The 17,707-nt window shown below is 62.7% G+C and carries 16 protein-coding genes and 1 pseudogene; 11 read left to right on the top strand and 6 right to left on the bottom strand.

Annotated elements, in window-relative coordinates:
* Positions 1-21: 21 nt before the first annotated feature.
* Positions 22-393 (bottom strand): YkvA family protein, encoded by a 372-nt coding sequence (locus tag ATN84_RS04335; RefSeq protein WP_068880880.1) that lies wholly within the window; start codon positions 391-393, stop codon positions 22-24.
* Positions 394-550: 157 nt separating this feature from the next.
* On the opposite strand from ATN84_RS04335, the gene ATN84_RS04330 reads away from it, so the two are divergent.
* Positions 551-1,021, top strand: a complete 471-nt coding sequence (locus ATN84_RS04330) for a low molecular weight protein-tyrosine-phosphatase (RefSeq protein ID WP_068880879.1) — start codon at positions 551-553, stop codon at positions 1,019-1,021.
* On the opposite strand, the gene thpR is transcribed toward ATN84_RS04330, so the two are convergent.
* Both thpR and ATN84_RS04320 read right to left on the bottom strand, forming a co-directional pair.
* Positions 973-1,566, bottom strand: a complete 594-nt coding sequence (thpR, locus tag ATN84_RS04325; protein ID WP_068880252.1) for an RNA 2',3'-cyclic phosphodiesterase — start codon at positions 1,564-1,566, stop codon at positions 973-975. The genes ATN84_RS04330 and thpR overlap by 49 nt on opposite strands.
* A gap of 93 nt (positions 1,567-1,659) precedes the next feature.
* A complete protein-coding gene (locus ATN84_RS04320; RefSeq protein WP_068880878.1) occupies positions 1,660-2,274 on the bottom strand; it encodes an arylesterase in 615 nt (204 codons plus the stop codon).
* A gap of 138 nt (positions 2,275-2,412) precedes the next feature.
* Here ATN84_RS04320 and ATN84_RS04315 point away from each other — a divergent pair, with 138 nt between their 5' ends.
* The 3 genes from ATN84_RS04315 (at position 2,413) to ATN84_RS04305 (ending at position 6,632) form a co-directional block, all read left to right on the top strand.
* Entirely contained in the window at positions 2,413-3,132 is a 720-nt protein-coding gene (locus tag ATN84_RS04315; protein ID WP_068880251.1) for an ABC transporter ATP-binding protein, read from the top strand.
* A complete protein-coding gene (locus ATN84_RS04310) occupies positions 3,129-5,684 on the top strand; it encodes an ABC transporter permease (protein ID WP_068880250.1) in 2,556 nt (851 codons plus the stop codon). The genes ATN84_RS04315 and ATN84_RS04310 overlap by 4 nt, the downstream gene beginning before the upstream one ends.
* A 216-nt stretch (positions 5,685-5,900) precedes the next feature.
* Positions 5,901-6,632 (top strand): Bax inhibitor-1/YccA family protein, encoded by a 732-nt coding sequence (locus ATN84_RS04305; protein ID WP_068880249.1) that lies wholly within the window; start codon positions 5,901-5,903, stop codon positions 6,630-6,632.
* 212 nt (positions 6,633-6,844) lie between these two features.
* Here ATN84_RS04305 and ATN84_RS04300 read toward each other — a convergent pair.
* The 3 genes and pseudogenes from ATN84_RS04300 to acnA form a co-directional block, all read right to left on the bottom strand.
* Positions 6,845-7,138: pseudogene (locus ATN84_RS04300) on the bottom strand (DUF2794 domain-containing protein); the annotation flags it as partial.
* Between the two features lie 654 nt (positions 7,139-7,792).
* On the bottom strand, positions 7,793-8,593 hold the full coding sequence (locus tag ATN84_RS04295; RefSeq protein WP_082766082.1) for a DUF1223 domain-containing protein: 801 nt from the start codon (positions 8,591-8,593) through the stop codon (positions 7,793-7,795).
* A 383-nt stretch (positions 8,594-8,976) separates the two neighbouring features.
* Positions 8,977-11,664 carry an aconitate hydratase AcnA gene (gene acnA, locus ATN84_RS04290; protein ID WP_068880248.1) on the bottom strand — a complete coding sequence of 896 codons (2,688 nt, stop codon included), beginning with the start codon at positions 11,662-11,664 and terminating at the stop codon, positions 8,977-8,979.
* 290 nt (positions 11,665-11,954) lie between these two features.
* Between acnA and ccmA the strand changes: the two genes are divergently transcribed.
* The 7 genes from ccmA to ATN84_RS04250 all read left to right on the top strand — a co-directional run bounded on the left by ccmA (position 11,955) and on the right by ATN84_RS04250 (position 17,706).
* Positions 11,955-12,560 carry a heme ABC exporter ATP-binding protein CcmA gene (gene ccmA, locus ATN84_RS04285; protein WP_068880247.1) on the top strand — a complete coding sequence of 202 codons (606 nt, stop codon included), beginning with the start codon at positions 11,955-11,957 and terminating at the stop codon, positions 12,558-12,560.
* Positions 12,561-12,786: 226 nt separating this feature from the next.
* Entirely contained in the window at positions 12,787-13,452 is a 666-nt protein-coding gene (ccmB, locus tag ATN84_RS04275) for a heme exporter protein CcmB (RefSeq protein WP_068880245.1), read from the top strand.
* A 70-nt stretch (positions 13,453-13,522) separates the two neighbouring features.
* The gene (locus tag ATN84_RS04270) at positions 13,523-14,311 is read left to right on the top strand and encodes a heme ABC transporter permease (protein WP_068880875.1); all 789 of its coding nucleotides are present in this window, start codon (positions 13,523-13,525) and stop codon (positions 14,309-14,311) included.
* The gene (gene ccmD / locus ATN84_RS04265) at positions 14,308-14,472 is read left to right on the top strand and encodes a heme exporter protein CcmD (RefSeq protein ID WP_068880244.1); all 165 of its coding nucleotides are present in this window, start codon (positions 14,308-14,310) and stop codon (positions 14,470-14,472) included. Before ATN84_RS04270 ends, ccmD begins: the two co-directional genes overlap by 4 nt.
* Complete coding sequence (locus tag ATN84_RS04260) at positions 14,469-15,065, top strand: DsbE family thiol:disulfide interchange protein (RefSeq protein WP_068880243.1); 597 nt, start codon at positions 14,469-14,471, stop codon at positions 15,063-15,065. Before ccmD ends, ATN84_RS04260 begins: the two co-directional genes overlap by 4 nt.
* A 306-nt stretch (positions 15,066-15,371) precedes the next feature.
* Positions 15,372-16,160, top strand: coding sequence for an ImuA family protein (locus tag ATN84_RS04255; protein ID WP_153020085.1), 789 nt, complete (start codon positions 15,372-15,374; stop codon positions 16,158-16,160).
* Positions 16,057-17,706 (top strand): Y-family DNA polymerase, encoded by a 1,650-nt coding sequence (locus ATN84_RS04250; RefSeq protein WP_068880242.1) that lies wholly within the window; start codon positions 16,057-16,059, stop codon positions 17,704-17,706. The genes ATN84_RS04255 and ATN84_RS04250 overlap by 104 nt, the downstream gene beginning before the upstream one ends.
* The last annotated feature ends 1 nt before the right edge of the window (position 17,707 follow it).

The raw sequence follows: 17,707 nt of genomic DNA, 5'->3' as shown, positions 1-17,707 counted from the left end.
TTGGCGCTACCGCGTGAAAGATCAATCGGATTCTTCAAGTGCCTTGCGGGCGGCCTCGCGATGAGCGGGCGTGATATGCGAACGGATGGCGGCAAGCGCGGTCATGAGAACAGCCACGTCGTCGGTGAAGCCGATTCCCAGAAGGATATCGGGAATGAAATCGAAAGGCAGCACGAAATAAGCGAGTGCCGCCAAAAGCGTGCCGCGCACGCGCATCGGCGTATGGGGATCGAGCGCGCAGTAATAGGCGGCGACCACCTCATCCATGAACGGTATGGAGCGGCCGGCCTTGCGGGCGGTCTTCCAGAACCCGGCGCGCACCCGCTCGGCCCGCTTCTTCTGCTGTTCTTCGCTGCCGGGTTCGAGAATTTCGCCTATCTTCACATCATCCATCACAATCATCTCCGGATGAAAACCGAATGGAAACATGGGGTGACGAAGCGGTGCGTGCAAGATGGAAGCATGAAACGCCGGGCATCGCCCGTTGCGCATCACGGCCTTTTCCGGCAAAGACCATTTCCCGATCCATCAGGAAAAACACGCCCGCACCATGCCCCGGACACGTCCCTCATCGGTCCTCTTCGTCTGCCTTGGCAATATCTGCCGCTCGCCGCTCGCCGAGGGCGTGATGATGGCCGTTCTCGGGGAGCGCGGCCGCGATAACGGCATCGTGATCGATTCGGCCGGGACCAATGGCTACCACACCGGCGAGGCGCCGGACCGCCGGTCGATCGCGGTGGCGGCGAAATACGGCCTCGACATTTCGGCGCAGCGCTGCCGCCAGCTCGAGCCGGCGGATTTCACGAAATTCGACCTGATCCTCGGTATGGACCGCGGTAATCTTGCCGCCATCCGGCGGCGCATGCCAGCCGGAGGCACGGCGGATATAGGCATGTTCTCGGCGATCGCGCTCGGCAAGGATATCGAGATCCCCGACCCCTATTATGGCGGGCCGGAGGATTTCGAGCAGGTCTACCGAATGATCCTGGCGGCTTCCCAGTCGTTGGCCGAAAGGTTCTGACGGCTGTGACGGGCATGGAGAGGCCACGCCTCCTCGACGATGTAAGGCCCGCCGCCGATCGAATCCCTTGACGACATCAGCACGAAACGGCCGACGCGGAAGGGCACCGTGGCGAAATTGCCGCGTGAGGAGAGATAGTGTGCCACATCCTCGACACGGGCGTTCTTGAGCCGGGCGAGCGTGACATGCGGGGTGAATTTCCGGGGGTCCGCAGGCAATCCCAGCCGCTGGCATATGCGCTCGATCTCCGCCTGCAGCGCGAAAAGATCGGGCGAAGGCGAAACACCCGCATAGATGCTGTGCGGCTTTTTCGAGCCGAAAGCACCAACACCGGAGAGATTCAGCATGAATTCCGGGCGACGGACGCGGTCGAGCGCGTTGGCGATCTCGTCGGCCACATGTCCTTCGATATCGCCGAAAAAGCGCAGGGTAATGTGGTAGTTTTCTACATCGATCCAGCGTGCGCCGATGAGGCCGCCCCGTAAAAGCGAGAGCGAAAGCGCGGCGTCGCGCGGAATTTCGAGGGCAGTGAAAAGACGCGGCATGAGCATCCTCCTCGAATCGTTCTACATCTCTAGCGAATCATCGAACGGGATCGAGAGCAAGCTGTTTATTCCCCGTTCCTTAAATACCGGTATCTATGTCCCCTCCTTTCTGACTTCCTGCAAAACTCTCTCGATAACAGGCAAAATGCCTTCCACCATCCGCGCGACGCCTTCGGGATTGGGATGCATCCCATCGTCGAGCAGCAGATTCTTCTGCGCCGCCACGCCGTCCAGAAAAAACGGATAAAGTCTCACTCCGTGTTTCTTGGTCAGGCGCGGATAGATCGCGTTGAACTTCGTGCCGTAGTCATTGCCCATGTTGGGCGGCGCCAGCATCCCCACAAGGATGACCGTGATGCCGCGCTCCTCGAGCCGGGTGAGCATCGCATCCAGATTCTTTTCCGTGATGTCGGGGGAAATGCCGCGCAGCGCATCATTTGCGCCGAGCTCCAGAATGACGATCTGCGTGCCATCGGGGACCGACCAGTCGAGCCGCGCAAGCCCGCCTGTCGTCGTATCGCCGGAAACACCGGCATTCTCTATGGCGACGTCATAGCCCTTCTCCTTCAGGGCCTGCTGGAGGCGGGCGGGAAAGGCGTCTTCGGGCGGCAACTGATAGCCGGCCATCAGGCTGTCGCCAAAGCCCACAATGCGCGTCGGCTCACCCTCGGTATTTGCGCTGATATTTTGCTGGTCGGCCTGCGCCATCGGCGCGACAATAAGACCCAGAAAAAAAACAAATGATGCGAGCGGTTTGAATCTCATCGACGGCAACCCATATCAAAAAATCCCTCGGGGAATTCAATTTGCGATATTCATATCATCACCATATAGGAAGCTCTGCCCGTGACAGAACCCGTAATCGCTCTCGATAACGTACATCTTACCCTCGGGAGCGGCGCTTCGACGGTTCACGTCCTCAAGGGCATGTCGCTCGAAATCGATGCGGGGCAGTCGGTCGGCATCGTCGGTCCGTCCGGCTCGGGCAAGTCGACGCTGCTCATGGTACTGGCCGGGCTGGAACGGATCGACAGCGGCACGGTCTCGGTGGCGGGAGCAAAACTCAACGCCATGAGCGAGGACCAGGCCGCCGCCTTCCGCGGCCGCAATATCGGCATCGTCTTCCAGTCCTTCCATCTGATCCCGAACATGACCGCGCTCGAAAACGCTGCCGTGCCGCTCGAACTTGCGGGCCATCCCGATGCTTTCGAAATCGCGGCGCGCGAACTGAAAGCCGTCGGGCTCGAACACCGGATGACGCATTATCCCGGCGAATTGTCGGGCGGCGAGCAGCAGCGCGTGGCAATCGCCCGTGCGCTGGCGCCCTCGCCGAAAATTCTCATAGCCGATGAGCCGACCGGCAATCTCGACACCGCTACCGGCCGCCAGATCGCCGATCTTCTGTTCCAGACACAGCGCGAATACGGGCTGACGCTGGTGCTCGTCACGCATGATTCCGCGCTCGCCGGACGCTGCGACCGCGAGATCCGGGTGCGCTCCGGGCGGATAGAAGCGGACGGATCGGACAAACCAGCCACCCCGCACATCGTCGCGGTGAACCCATGAGCGGCAGGGCTTTTCCCGGACTTGCTCTGGCCCTGCGCTTCGCCCTGCGCGAAATGCGCGGCGGGCTCTCCGGCTTCTACATTTTTCTTGCCTGCATCGCGCTCGGCGTGGCGGCAATCGGCGGCGTCAACTCCGTGGCGCAATCGGTCGGCGAAGGCATCGCCACGCAGGGACAGTCGATCCTCGGCGGCGACATGCGGTTCGAACTGAACCAGCGCGAGGCCTCTCCCGAGGAGCATGCATTCCTGGCCGCCCAGGGGCGTCTCGCGACAAGCGCCTCCATGCGATCGATGGTCCGCCTTTCAGACGGTTCGGATCAGGCTCTGGTCGAGGTCAAGGCCGTCGATGACGCCTATCCGCTCTTCGGCAATCTCGAAACCGCGCCGGCGATGCCGCACGATGCTCTCTTCGAGGAAAAGGACGGCGCCTACGGCGCGGCCGTGCCGCAGCTCCTCCTCGATCGGCTTGATCTCAAGCTCGGCGACCGGGTGGCCCTCGGGCAGACGACATTTGAGCTGCGCAGCGTCATCGTCAATGAACCGGACATGCTGTCGGGCGGCTTCGGTTTCGCGCCGCGTTTCATGGTCTCGCTCGACGGGCTTCGCGCATCGGGCCTGATCCAGCCGGGAAGCCTTGTGGAGCATGTCTATAAGTTCGCGCTGCCCGCCGGGACAAGCGATGCCGGCATCAGGGCCATCCAGACCGAGGCGGAACAGAAATTTCCGGAAGCTGGATGGAGCATCCGCACCCGCAGCAATGCCGCTCCCGCGCTTTCCGCCAATATCGAGCGCTTCTCGCAGTTCCTCACCCTCGTCGGCCTGACGGCGCTGATCGTCGGCGGGGTAGGTGTCGCCAATGCGGTGCGCGCCTATCTCGACGGCAAGCGGGGCGTCATCGCCACGTTCAAATCGCTCGGCGCGCCAGCCAATTTCGTGTTGCAGGTCTATCTCCTGCAGATCGTCATCATCGCCCTGATCGGCATCGCCATCGGTCTCGTCCTGGCGGCGGCGGCGCCCTATGCGGCAGCGGCGGCACTCGCCTCCTTCCTGCCGATCGCCGGCGCGGGCGGCGTCTATCCCGGCGCCCTGACGATGGCCACCATCTTCGGCCTGGTCACCACGCTGGCTTTCGCCATCCTGCCGCTCGGGCGCGCCCGCGACATTCCCGCCACGGCGCTTTTCCGCGAGCAGGGCTTCGACCAGCGCGGCTGGCCGCGTGCCGTCTATATAGCCATTGCCGGGGGGCTGATCCTGCTGCTTGCGGGCCTTGCCATCCATTTCGCCTATGACCGGATGATCGCCACGATCTTCATCGTGTCGACGGTTTTCGCCTTCCTGATCCTGCAGGCGGTCGCCCGCGGCGTGCAATGGCTGGCGCGGCGCTCACCTCGCGTCCGCTCGACGGCGCTCCGGCTCGCCATCGGCAACATCCACCGTCCCGGCGCGCTGACGCCCTCCGTGATCCTGTCGCTCGGGCTTGGACTGACGCTCCTGGTGGCGCTGGCGCTGATCGACGGCAATCTGCGCCGCCAGATCGCCCAGAGCATTCCCGAACGGGCGCCGAATTTCTTCTTCGTCGATATCCAGAGCACCGAGGTCGATCATTTCAAGCAACTGCTTCAGCAGGCCGCGCCCGACGGCAAGATTGTCAGCGCACCGATGCTGCGCGGGCGCATTGTCGCGCTCAACGGCATCGACGTCTCCAAGCTCACCATTCCGCCACAGGGCGCATGGGTGCTGCGCGGCGACCGCGGCATCACCTATGCGAAGAACATCCCGGAAAATTCGACGCTGACCCAAGGGCAATGGTGGCCGCAGGACTATTCCGGCGAGCCGCTCGTCTCCTTCTCGGCGCAGGAAGCCGGGGAACTGGGCCTCAAACTCGGGGATACCGTGACCGTCAACGTGCTCGGCCGCAACGTCACGGCAAAGATCGCCAACTTCCGGCAGGTCCAGTGGGAATCGCTCGCCATCAATTTCGTCATGGTGTTTTCACCCAATACTTTCGCCGGGGCGCCGCATGCATGGCTCGCCACGCTGACGGAGCCCGATGCGACGCCGGCGCGGGAAGCGGAAGTGCTGAAGAAGGTGACGCAGGCTTTCCCGGCCGTCACCTCGGTACGCGTCAAGGACGCCATCGATGTCGCCAACAATCTGGTCAGCCAGCTTGCGACCGCCATCCGTGCGGCAGCAGCGGTGGCGCTTGCCGCTTCCATCCTCGTGCTCGGCGGCGCACTGGCGGCGGGCAATCGCGCGCGCATCCATGATGCGGTGGTGCTGAAGACGCTCGGCGCCACGCGGCGCACTCTGATCAAGGCATTTTCGCTGGAATATCTGATGCTTGGGCTGGCAACGGCGGTCTTCGCGCTGCTCGCCGGCGGCATCGCCGGCTGGTATGTGGTGGCGCGCGTCATGCGGCTTCAGGCGCAGTTCCTGCCTGATGTGGCGCTGTCGACGGTGGTCATCGCGCTGGTGCTGACGGTCGGCTTCGGCCTTGCCGGTACATGGCGGGTGCTCGGCCACAAGGCGGCTCCCGTGCTGCGCAATCTATGACATAGATGTAATAATCCGCCCCAAGAATGGTTAACCCATTGGGCACAAAGGGAAATGCGTGAGTGGTCCGGAGCTGTGTCCGTGCGCTTTTTCGCCATGGGGTACTTGTGTCAAGCCCGATGAATCCCCATAATCTTGCGCAGGCATGCTGGGGTCCCGCCAGCGGCGCCTGGGGAGTGCCCCCGACACCGGACGGGACAACGCAAGAGGAAACAAATGGTTGACTATCGAAACATGCAAGCCCGAAGCCCGGCTGGCGTCCGCGTAGACACAGGCATCGACCAGGGCCTTCGCAGCTATATGCTGAGCGTCTACAACATGATGGCCCTGGGCCTTGCCGTCACCGGCATCGCGGCTCTCGGCACATCGGTACTCGCCCAGTCGAACCCGGCATTCGCCCAGCTTCTCTACGCCAGCCCGCTACGCTGGGTAATCATGCTGGCTCCGCTCGCTGCCGTGTTCTTCCTGAGCTTCCGCATCCAGAATCTGAGCGTTGGCGCTGCCAGAGCAACGTTCTGGATTTACGCGGCGCTCGTCGGCCTGTCGCTGTCGTCGATCTTCCTGGTCTTCACCGGCCAGAGCATCGTGCGCACATTCTTCGTGACCGCCGCCGCCTTCGGCTCGCTGTCGCTCTATGGCTACACGACCAAGCGGGATCTCTCCGCGATGGGCTCGTTCCTGATCATGGGCCTGTTCGGGCTGATCATCGCCTCTGTCGTCAACATCTTCCTTGGCTCGACTGCGCTGCAGTTCGCCATCTCGGTCATCGGCGTGCTCATCTTCGCCGGGCTGACGGCGTTCGACACCCAGCAGATCAAGGAAATGTATTACGAGGGCGATGCCTCCGATACGGCTGGCCGCAAGGTCGTCATGGGTGCGCTGAGGCTCTATCTCGACTTCATCAACATGTTCATGTTCCTGCTGCAGTTCCTGGGCAACCGCGAATAAGCAATCGGAACAGATGCAAATCGAAAGGGCAGCGGAAACGCTGCCCTTTTTGTTTACGCTTCAGCTTGGGCCTGGAATGTTCTGAGCCGGTATTGGAGTGGATAGGTTAAGGCATGGATCCCAGTGCTTGTCACTGGAATCCATGCCTCAACGAGGCCACAGCCGCTGCCTTGAAATATGGACACGGCCGCCTCTCCACCCAGAGGAGCCGCTCAAGCCTGCACCAGCCGCAGGCTCTTGTCGAAAACCCTGAGGACGCGCTCGAGCTCGTGGCCGCGCTTGAGGATCAGCCCGCTCGTGGCGATCACCGAATAGGCGCCCTGGCGCTGCGCCAGCTTCGGGTTCTTCTCGATGCGGAACAGGGGGACCTCGCTGGCACGGCGGAAGATCGAAAAGACGGCGCGGTCGCTTAAGTGATCGATGGCGTAATCCCGCCACTCACCCGACGAAACCATCCGGCCATAGATGCGCAGGATCTTGTTGAGCTCATGCCTGTCGAACGTCACGGACGAGGTCTGGCGGCCTGTTCTCGCCGCCGCGATGGATATGGCTGGCGCTTCACCTTCGGATGAACCTTTATTTCCGCCGCTTCCGCCGTCCATCATGTCCTCTTTGTCAAGGCGCCTGGAGCGATTCGCTTTGGGCCGATTCGGCCCATCCGCGTCTCGCCCGATCTTCCAGTCAACGGCGATGCTTCACCGCCCGGGAGCTACGTGACAATTCGATGACCAAAGGTTGAGGCCTTCCCAGCTTCTTTTCAAGCCCAAAACGAGCCAACAGGTTAAAATTCCGGCACACATTTCGCAATCTTGTCTCACGAAACGCTACACCATGTTTCGATTGGTGACGCTCCGCCACATTTTCGCCTTGTGGAATTCGCATTGCAGCCCGAATATGCCAGCAAGATTCATTCCGTTGCCTGAGACGGTTCGGTCTGGACCAGCCTAACCCCAAGCCCCCCGCCCAATGGGCTGCCCAGACCGAACCAGCATCAGAGCGGCATGCTCTGTGGTTAAACTGGATGCTGGAAACCACTCAGCTCTCCGGCATCCGTAACGGCAACAGCTACGACACTAGAGGCTGGAACATCCGGCCTTTTTTTTGGCCTGCAGCACCCGGCGAATGGGCCGCAATTTCAATTCAGATGGAATGATTGGCGATTATTCGATCACCGAAATATCGGGCGGTCTCAGCATCGATGCGCCCAGGATGGGCCCGAGACGGCTGTCGTCGCTCACTTCCTGCAAGAGCACGGCGCAGCCCGAGGCCTTCTTCTTTGCAAGTTCGGAAGCGGGAATTTCCACGCGCAGCGGCTTGCCGTCCCACATGCCGATGGTTTCGATATCGCGGACGGCGTTGCGGTAGATGATCGAGCGCCCGCTGTTTTCGCCACCCTTGATCGGCACGATCGCCTTGTCGTCGAAATAGGCGATGATGAGATGGACGGGTGCCGCAGGCTTGGGACCCGAGCCGGCTTCAATGACAATGCGTTCGCCGTCCAGCCGGGTAATGGAGACGGGCACGGTAAGGCCACCCGGAGCATCGGACATTCTGGCGATGCCCGATCTGATGGCTGCCGCATTATTGCCGTTGACCTGCGCCCGGCCGTTCAGGATCACCTGCGGGGTGTAGATCATGCTGCCCTTCATGGCGTTGCGATAGGCGGTCTGCCGCGCTGTATTCTCCGGCGAGGCAAGCGTGTCGCGCCATCCGAGATAATCCCAGTAGTCGACATGGAAAGCGAGCGCCACGACATCATTGCGCTTGGCGAGGTCGCTCAACAACGCATCGGCCGGCGGGCAGGAATTGCAGCCCTGGCTCGTGAAAAGTTCGACCACGCCGCGCGTGGTGACCGGTGCATGCTTTACCCCCGCCCCGTCGAGATCATGGGCAAATGCCGGTGTGATCTGCGCCGACAGAAGGACAAGGCCGGCTAGCAGCGAAGAGTTCCAATCCTGCATAACCAAGACCCGCAGGCATCGGCTTGCGATCGGTTCGGGCCCTGAAGCTCTTCCGGCGGTTGCTGTCATAGGGGTGCCGTATCCGGCGTTTCCTGCAATTGTTGTCGTTGACATCTACTTTTAGAAAACAGCCGGATCAATAGGAAGTCACGTTGCGGTTACTTATATAGCCTGTCAAAACGGATCTACGGCAGCGTCCTCTCTTTCCGTCATTCTCGGGCTTGTCCCGAGAATCTACCAACGGAACGTTCTATCAGGACAGTAATCACTTTCCTGCTTCTATGGCAGATCCTCGGGACAAGCTCGAGGATGACGGAAAGGCCAAAATGAAAAAGCCGCCGGATCGCTCCGGCGGCCTATTTTCATTTGATGGTCCGGATCTATCAGGCGGCGAGATCGCGCAGAACGTATTGCAGGATGCCGCCATTCTTCATGTAATCGAGCTCGTCGAGCGTATCGATGCGGCACCAGATCGGCACCTCCTTCACCGTGCCGTCGCCATAGGTGACCTTGGCCACCGTCTTCTGGCGCGGCTTGATGTCGTTGAGGCCGTCGATCTCGACCATCTCGTCGCCCTTGAGGCCGAGCGACTGCCAGCTCACACCCTCATCGAGAACGAAGGGGATGACCCCCATGCCGACCAGGTTCGAGCGGTGGATGCGCTCGAAGGACTGGGCGATCACGGCCCGCACGCCGAGCAGGTTGGTGCCCTTGGCAGCCCAGTCGCGCGAGGATCCGTTGCCATATTCGATGCCGGCGAAGATCACCAGCGGCACACCCTCCGCGCGATACTCCATGGCGGCGTCATAGATCGACATCTCTTCCTTGGAAGGATAGTGGATCGTGTAGCCGCCCTCGCGTCCGTTCTCACCCAGCATCCAGTTACGGATGCGGATATTGGCGAAGGTGCCGCGCATCATCACCTCGTGATTGCCGCGCCGCGTGCCGTACTGGTTGAAGTCGGCAACGCCGACGCCATGCTCCATGAGATAGGACCCGGCTGGCGACTGCGCCTTGATGGACCCCGCCGGCGAGATGTGGTCGGTGGTGATCTTGTCGCCGAAGAGGCCAAGGACGCGCGCGCCCTTGATATCGTCGATCTTGCCGGGCGTCTTGCCCATGCCGACGAAATAGGGCGGGTTCTGCACATAGGTCGAATTATCGTCCCATGTATAGGTCTGTCCAACAGGCGCCTGCACCGCCTGCCAGTTCTCATCGCCCTTGAAGACGTCGGCATATTTTTCCGCGAAGAGCTTGCGGGTGACGTTCTTGGCGATGAATTCCTGGATCTCCTGCGAGGATGGCCAGATATCCCTGAGGAATACCGGGTTGCCGTCCTTGTCCTCGCCCAGCGGTTCCTTGGTGAGGTCCTTCGTCACCGTGCCGGCAAGCGCGTGGGCGACGACCAGTGGCGGCGAGGCGAGGTAGTTCGCCTGCACGTCCGGCGAGACGCGGCCCTCGAAATTGCGATTGCCAGAGAGGACGGCGGCAGCGATCAGGCCCTTGTCGTTGATCGTCTTGGAGATCGGCGCGGGCAGCGGGCCGGAATTGCCGATGCAGGTGGTGCAGCCGAAACCGACGAGGTTGAAGCCGAGCGCATCGAGGTCCTTCTGCAAGCCGGCGCTTTCGAGATAGGCGGCGACGACCTGGCTGCCGGGAGCAAGCGAGGTCTTGACCCAGGGCTTGGTCTTCAGGCCCTTGGCGACGGCGTTACGGGCGAGAAGACCGGCCGCGATCAGCACGCTCGGATTGGAGGTGTTGGTGCACGACGTGATGGCGGCGATGACGACATCGCCATGGCCGAGATCGAAATCCTCACCCTCGACGGGATAGCGGGTCGTCTGGCCGGTGGTCTTCTTGTATTCCGTCTCCAGCGACTTGGCGAAGCCGGAGCCGATGTCTTCCAGCGGGATACGGCCTTCGGGGCGCTTCGGACCCGCCATGGACGGTACGACATCGCCGAGGTCGAGCTCAAGGACGTCGGTGAACACCGGATCGAAGGAGTCCGAATCGCGCCACATGCCCTGCGCCCGCGAATAAGCCTCGACGAGCTTGATGCGCTCTTCGTCGCGGCCGGACATGTTCATGTAATTCAGCGTTTCCTCATCGATCGGGAAGAAGCCGCAGGTAGCGCCATATTCCGGCGCCATGTTGCCGATGGTGGCGCGGTCGGCCAGCGTCATGTTGCCGAGGCCAGGACCGAAGAATTCGACGAACTTGCCGACGACGCCCTTCTTGCGCAGCATCTGCGTGACGGTCAGCACCAGGTCCGTGGCGGTAACGCCCTCCTTCAGCTTGCCGGTAAGGCGGAAGCCGATGACTTCGGGCAGGAGCATCGAAACCGGCTGGCCCAGCATCGCGGCCTCGGCCTCGATGCCGCCGACGCCCCAGCCGAGCACGCCAAGGCCGTTGACCATGGTGGTGTGGGAATCGGTGCCGACGCAGGTGTCGGGATAGGCGACGGTGACGCCGTCCTCTTCCTTCGTCCAGACGGCCTGCGCCAGATATTCGAGGTTCACCTGATGGCAGATGCCGGTGCCGGGGGGCACGACGCGGAAATTGCGGAACGCCTGCTGACCCCACTTGAGGAAGCGGTAGCGCTCGCCATTGCGCTGGTATTCCAGATCGACATTGCGCTTGAAGGCTTGGGCATTGCCGAACTCGTCGACGATGACCGAATGGTCGATGACGAGATCGACGGGCACGAGCGGGTTGATTTTCTCCGGGTCGCCGCCCAGCGAAACCATCGCATCGCGCATGGCCGCGAGATCGACGACGGCGGGAACGCCGGTGAAATCCTGCATCAGCACGCGCGCCGGGCGATAGGCGATTTCAGCGCCGGCCTTGCCGCGGTCGGAAAGCCATTTGGCGATATTCTCGATGTCCGACTTCTTGACGGAGCGGTCGTCCTCGAAGCGGAGCAGGTTCTCGAGCAGAACCTTCATCGAGAATGGAAGCCGGGAAATGCCTTCCAGACCGTTCTTCTCGGCCTCTGTCAGGCTGTAATAGACATATTCCTTGTCCCCCACGGTGAGGGTCCTACGGCATTTGAAGCTGTCGATATGAGACACGAACGTTCGTCCTTATGCTGCTGGCCGGAAAACCAGGACGAACGCCTAATGCCAGCGTTTCAAGGACGCGGCTCAAGGTGCGGGTGCAGTCATTTCCGCTGTCCGTCCCGTTGCCTGCTTAAGGAAGCGGGCATCTGAGATCGGCCAAAAATGGTTTCCACACCGACCGCTGGCGTGGTAGCTGCTGTATAAAGAGTTTCCTAAAACTGTTCCAGACTGTTATTGCGCAAAATTACCGATTGCGGCGAATTGTTGCGCCAATACCCGATCCAGCGGATTCCGGAGGGAAAATGCGGCTTGTGGCCGAGAAACTGAGCGGAGAGCGCGGCGGGGAGACAATCTTTTCAGATCTCGATTTCGTGATCGCCATGGGCGGCGCGCTTTTGGTGACGGGGCCGAACGGCGCCGGAAAATCGACGCTTTTGCGAATCATCGCCGGCCTGCTTGCGCCCGCCTCCGGTGATGTGCGGCTGGAAGATTCGGGTTCCTTCCCCGATCTGCAATCCGCCTGTCATTATCTCGGACACCAGAATGCAATGAAGCCGGCCTTGAGCGTGCGCGAAAACCTCGCCTTCTGGCAGGCTTTCAACGGCGAGCCACGGAAGGATATCGATGAAGCGTTGGAGACAGTCGGGCTCGATGGGATCGATCACCTGCCCTTCGGCTATCTCTCGACCGGCCAGAAGAGAAGAATAGCGATCGCTAAACTACTGGTCAGCCATCGCCCCGTCTGGCTGCTCGACGAGCCGACGGCGGGACTCGACAAGGTTTCGGAAGGCCGGTTCGCCGGGCTGATGCAGGGCCATCTCGCCGAGGGCGGCATCGTCATCGCCGCCACGCACCTGCCGCTTGGGTTGGAAGGGGCGCAGGAGTTGAGGATGGAGGGAAGGGGATGAACATGCAATTTTCCTCCCTTTATGCCTACGATACCCCCCTCTGCCCTGCCGGGCATCTCCCCCACAAGGGGGGAGATTACGCTTTCATGGGCGTCTGGAGCCAATCGCAAACGTTGCAGAATAAGGGCCGATGGCTGCGCCAGCCAATCTCCCCCCTTGTGGGGGAGATGCCCGGCAGGGCAGAGGGGGGTGTTCCAGCAAATTCGGCGGAACAAGGGGGCACCCAATGACCGCCCTCTTCATCCGCGATTTCCGGCTGGCGCTCAGGGCCGGCGGCGGGGCGTTGGTCGGCATCCTGTTCTTCCTCGCCGTCATCACCGTGGTGCCGTTCGGCGTCGGGCCGGATCTGGCGCTGCTCTCCCGCATCGGCCCAGCCATGCTGTGGATCGGCGCGCTCCTGGCGGCACTCCTCGGTCTCGACCGGCTGTTCCAGGCCGACCGCGACGATGGCTCGCTCGATCTCCTGATCATGGCCGCCGACCGGCACATGCTGAGCGTCACGGTGCTGGTCAAGTGTCTCGCGCACTGGACCGCCACGGTGCTGCCGCTGGTCATCGCGGCACCATTGCTCGGGCTCTTCATGAACATGACGCCGACGGCCATCGGCGCGACAGCGCTCACCCTCCTCGTAGGGACTCCGGCGATCACGCTCATCGGCGCAGTGGGCGCGGCATTGGCGGTTTCGCTGCCGCGCGGCGGGCTGCTCGTCTCGGTCATCGTGCTGCCGCTGACGATCCCGGTGCTGATTTTCGGCGTCTCGGCTGCCTATGGCGCCATGACGGAAACCGCGCCTTTTCTGGCGCCCTTTCTCATCCTTGCCGCAATCACCCTGTTTTTTGCGGTGATCGGCCCGCTCGCCGCGGCGACGGCGCTGAAATTTTCGACCGACTGACGAACGCACCGATTGACGCATCAGGCAAAGGTCAATTGCCGGATTTGCCTTGCAACGCTATGTAAAGACCATGACCGATACTGCAGCACAATCGAACAGATTGCTCGATCTCGCCAACCCGACGCGCTTCCTGTCGCTGGCGGGAACGCTGCTGCCGTGGCTTGGCGGTTTGTCGGCGCTGGTTCTGGCGGTGGGCCTCTATATGTCGTTCAACGCCCCTGACGACTACCAGCAGGGCATGACGGTCAAGATCATGTTCATCCATGTGCCGTTCGCCTGGCTTTCCATGATGTGCTATACGCTGATGACGCTTTCGGCGCTCGGCACGCTGGTATGGCGGCACCCGCTCGCCGATGTTTCCGCCAAGGCGGCGGCGCCGATCGGCGCGGCCTTCACCGCGCTCGCGCTCATCACCGGCTCGCTCTGGGGCAAGCCGATGTGGGGCACATGGTGGGTGTGGGATGCGCGGCTCACCTCCGTCTTCGTGCTTTTCCTGATGTATCTCGGCGTCATCGCGCTTTCGCGCGCGCTGGACGACCCGGCGAAATCGGCGCGGGCGGCAGCGGTGCTGACGCTGGTCGGCTTCATCAACATCCCGATCATCAAATTCTCGGTCGACTGGTGGAACACGCTGCACCAGCCCGCATCGGTGTTCCGCGCCGGCGGCTCGACCATCGACCCTTCAATGCTCTACCCCCTGCTGGTGATGGCGGTTGGCTTCACGCTCCTGTTCTTCACCCTGCACATGATGGCGATGCGCAACGAGATCTGGCGCAGGCGCGTCATCGCGATGCGGCGCATGGCGGCGCGCAAGGCGGATCAGGGCGGGGCCGCCCGGAGCCAGGAGCGGACGGCATGAGTCATCTCGCCTTTGTCTTCCTCTCCTACGGCGTTTCGCTATTCGTGCTTTGCGGCGTCGTCGCCTGGCTGCTGATCGACCAGCGGATACAGCGGACGGAGTTGCAGCGGCTGGAAGCGCAGGGCATCCGCCGGCGCTCGCAAAAGGCGCAAAAGCCATGAGCAACAGCGAAGCAACGCCGGCCATCAGCCCGCGCCGCCGGCTCCTGCTCGCGCTGCTGCCGCTGGCCATCTTCATGGCGCTTGCGGCGATCTTCACGATCCAGCTGCTGTCGGGGCGCGACGAGGCGATCATTCCTTCCGCGCTGATCGGCAAACCGGCGCCCGCCATCATGCTGCCGCCGCTGGAAGGGCTCATGAGAAACGGCGAACAGGTGCCGGGTCTCGATCCGGCATCCTTTGCCGGTCAGGTCACGCTGGTCAATATCTGGGCATCATGGTGCGTGCCCTGCCGCGTCGAGCATCCGCTGCTGATGCAGTTGGCTAAAGACGAACGCTTCCGCCTCGTCGGCATCAACTACAAGGACAGCCCGGAAAACGCCCGCCGCTTCCTTGGCGATCTCGGCAATCCTTTTGCCGCCGTCGGGACGGACGATAATGGGCGCGCGGCGATCGAATGGGGCGTCTACGGCGTGCCCGAGACATTCCTCGTCGGTCGCGACGGCAATATCCTTTATAAGCATGTCGGCCCGTTCGACCCGCAATCGATCCGCAACGAACTGATGCCGGCAGTGGCGAAGGCGCTGGCGGGGTAACGATGCCACGGCCGCTCCATGTTTCCATGGAGCGCCATTACTTCCGTGAATTCCAGACGCCGTTCCTCTCCCTAGAACCTTCCAGTTTTAGGCGGAGCGTTGGTGCTACACACACCCCTCTGGCCGGCAGGCCAGAGGGAGGTGAATGGCGATTCCATCAAAACAGGAACCGCGCCAAGTCGATGAGCAGATGCGACGAAGGGTGGCGCCTACACCCATCCTTCCAGCTTTTGGATTCCCCGCTTGACTCTCCGTCGATCGGATTCAATACTGGAACAAATAGAGAACATTTGCAGGATTTATGTTGTGTGCACCGTCGATCTTTCGGCGTTGCGGCGCGCTGTTGCGGCCATTGACGGCAAGGATTCCCGAGAGGATGGCGCGCGTCGCTCCGTCTTCACCTTGGGTTTTGCCGAGGCGGATCGGGTATTCGCCGGCGGGCTGCCGCGCGGTGCGCTGCACGAGATATTCGCCGCGGAAGCGGGCGATGCCGGCGCGGCGATGGGCTTCGCCCTGGCGCTTGCCTTGCGCGCCTCGGATGCCGACCGGCCGGTCGTCTGGCTGGAGGAGGATGTGGCGGTGGGCGAGAGCGGCGGCCTCTATCCGCAGGGTTTCGCCGCGCTGGGGTTTAATCCGCAGCGGCTCCTGGTGGTGCGCTGCCCGTCGGCCAGGGATGTTCTGCGCGGCGCTTCCGATGCGCTGGAGGTTGCGGGCGTCGGCGCCGTGGTGATCGCGCCATGGGGCGCGCCGAAATGCTTGGATCTGACGGTTTCGCGCCGCCTGCTGCTGGCCGCGCAGGCAGCGGATGTGCCGGCGCTTCTCCTGAGGCATGGCCCGGCCGGGGGCAGCGCCGCCCTGACGCGCTGGCGGGTCGCCGCCGCGCCGTCGCATTCGAGCGGCGCGCGGGCGCCGGGCCTCCCGGCTTTCGACGCCGAGCTCTCGCGCAACCGCCAGGGCACGACCGGACATTGGATCATGGAATGGAATAGTGATGAAAACATCTTCAGACCTGTCGAGGCATTTTCTGGCGCTGTGGTTCCCGCACCTTTCCACGGACCGGCTGCGGCGCGAAAATCCATGGCGCAGGGCGGGTGATACGCCGCTGATCGTCGTCGACCGCATCGCCAACACCCTGCGGCTGACGGCGGTGGACCGCAACGCCGCGGCCGCCGGTCTTCACATCGGCATGGCGCTGACGGATGCGCGCGCCCTGTTCCAGAAGCTGGAAGTGGCCAATGCCGCTCCCGCCGAGGATGAGCGGCTTCTCGACCGGCTGGCCGACTGGTGTCACCGCTATTCGCCGCTCGTCGCCCTCGATCATCCGCATGGCATCGTGCTGGACATCACCGGCTGCGATCATCTCTTCGGCGGGTTGGAGGCCATGTTGCGGGATGTGGTGACGCGGCTGCGCAAGAACGGCTTCGCGGTCAAGGCGGCCATTGCCGGCAATGCCAGCGCCGCCCGCGCGCTTGCCCGCTTTTCGCAGGGCGGTGTTTTTCCCGCCAATGGCGAGGAGAGCGTTTTGCGCGCGCTTCCGCTGGTTTCCTTCGAAATCGAGGAGGCGAGCCTTGTCGGGTTGAAGCGGGCGGGTCTGCGAACCATCGGCGATGTCGCGGGCCTGCCGCGCGCCGCGCTGACGGCACGTTTCGGCGAAGCGGTGGTGGACCGGCTCGATGCGCTTTTCGGCCACGTCACCAGACCTGTCTCGCCGCTTCGCATGGTTCCGGTCTGCGCAGCCGCGCGGCGGATGGCGGAACCGCTGATCGTCATGGAGGCGGTAGAGGCGCTTCTCCGGCAACTGGGCGATGAACTGTTCGCCGCCCTGGAAGAGCGCGGGGAGGGCGCCCGCGAAATCGAGGCCGCCTTCTTCCGCGTCGATGGCCTGGTGCGCCGGGTGAGCGTCCAGGCCGGGCGTCCGCTGGTCGAGACCGCGCCTTTCTTCCGCCTGATCCGGGAGCGGCTTTCCGCGCTCGCCGAGCCGCTCGATGCAGGCTACGGTTTCGATGCCGTGCAACTGGCGGCGCTGCGTGTGGAACGTGTGACCCATAGGCAGACGAGCCTCGACAGCCGGCGGGAAGCGGCGTCCGCCGTCGATGCGTTGGTCGATCGTCTCTCGGCCCGCCTGGGTCCGGCCCGGGTCCTGCGTCCCATCGCCGTCGATACGCATATTCCCGAACGAGCTTTCTCGATGGTTCCGGCCATCCACCAGACGGCGGACGAGGCCGGAAAGCAATTCCAGGAAAAGTGGAAACCGGTTTTCCGTCAGGAATTGCGTAAAGACAAAGAATCCGCGCGTTCTCATATCGCGGCAAATGATTATCGCACAGGGCCACATTATCTTGGCGATCCGCCGGCCCGCCCCATCCGCCTGTTCCAGCCGCCGCAGCGTATCGAAGCGATGGCGGAAGTGCCCGATGGCCCGCCGATGCAGTTCCGCTGGCGGCGCGTCCTGCACGAGGTCGCGCTTGCCGAGGGGCCGGAGCGGATCGCGCCGGAATGGTGGCGGGTTGATCCCGAGGCCGCGACGCGCGATTATTATCGCATCGAGGACAATGCCGGGCGCCGCTTCTGGATCTTCCGCGAAGGCCTCTATGGCCGCGATCACGCGCCGCAATGGTTCCTGCACGGGCTTTTTGCGTGAG

The organism is Paramesorhizobium deserti (genome assembly GCF_001558695.1).
In the GTDB taxonomy this organism is placed as follows: Bacteria; Pseudomonadota; Alphaproteobacteria; order Rhizobiales; family Rhizobiaceae; genus Paramesorhizobium; species Paramesorhizobium deserti.
This window is presented reverse-complemented; position numbering and strand designations above follow the sequence as displayed.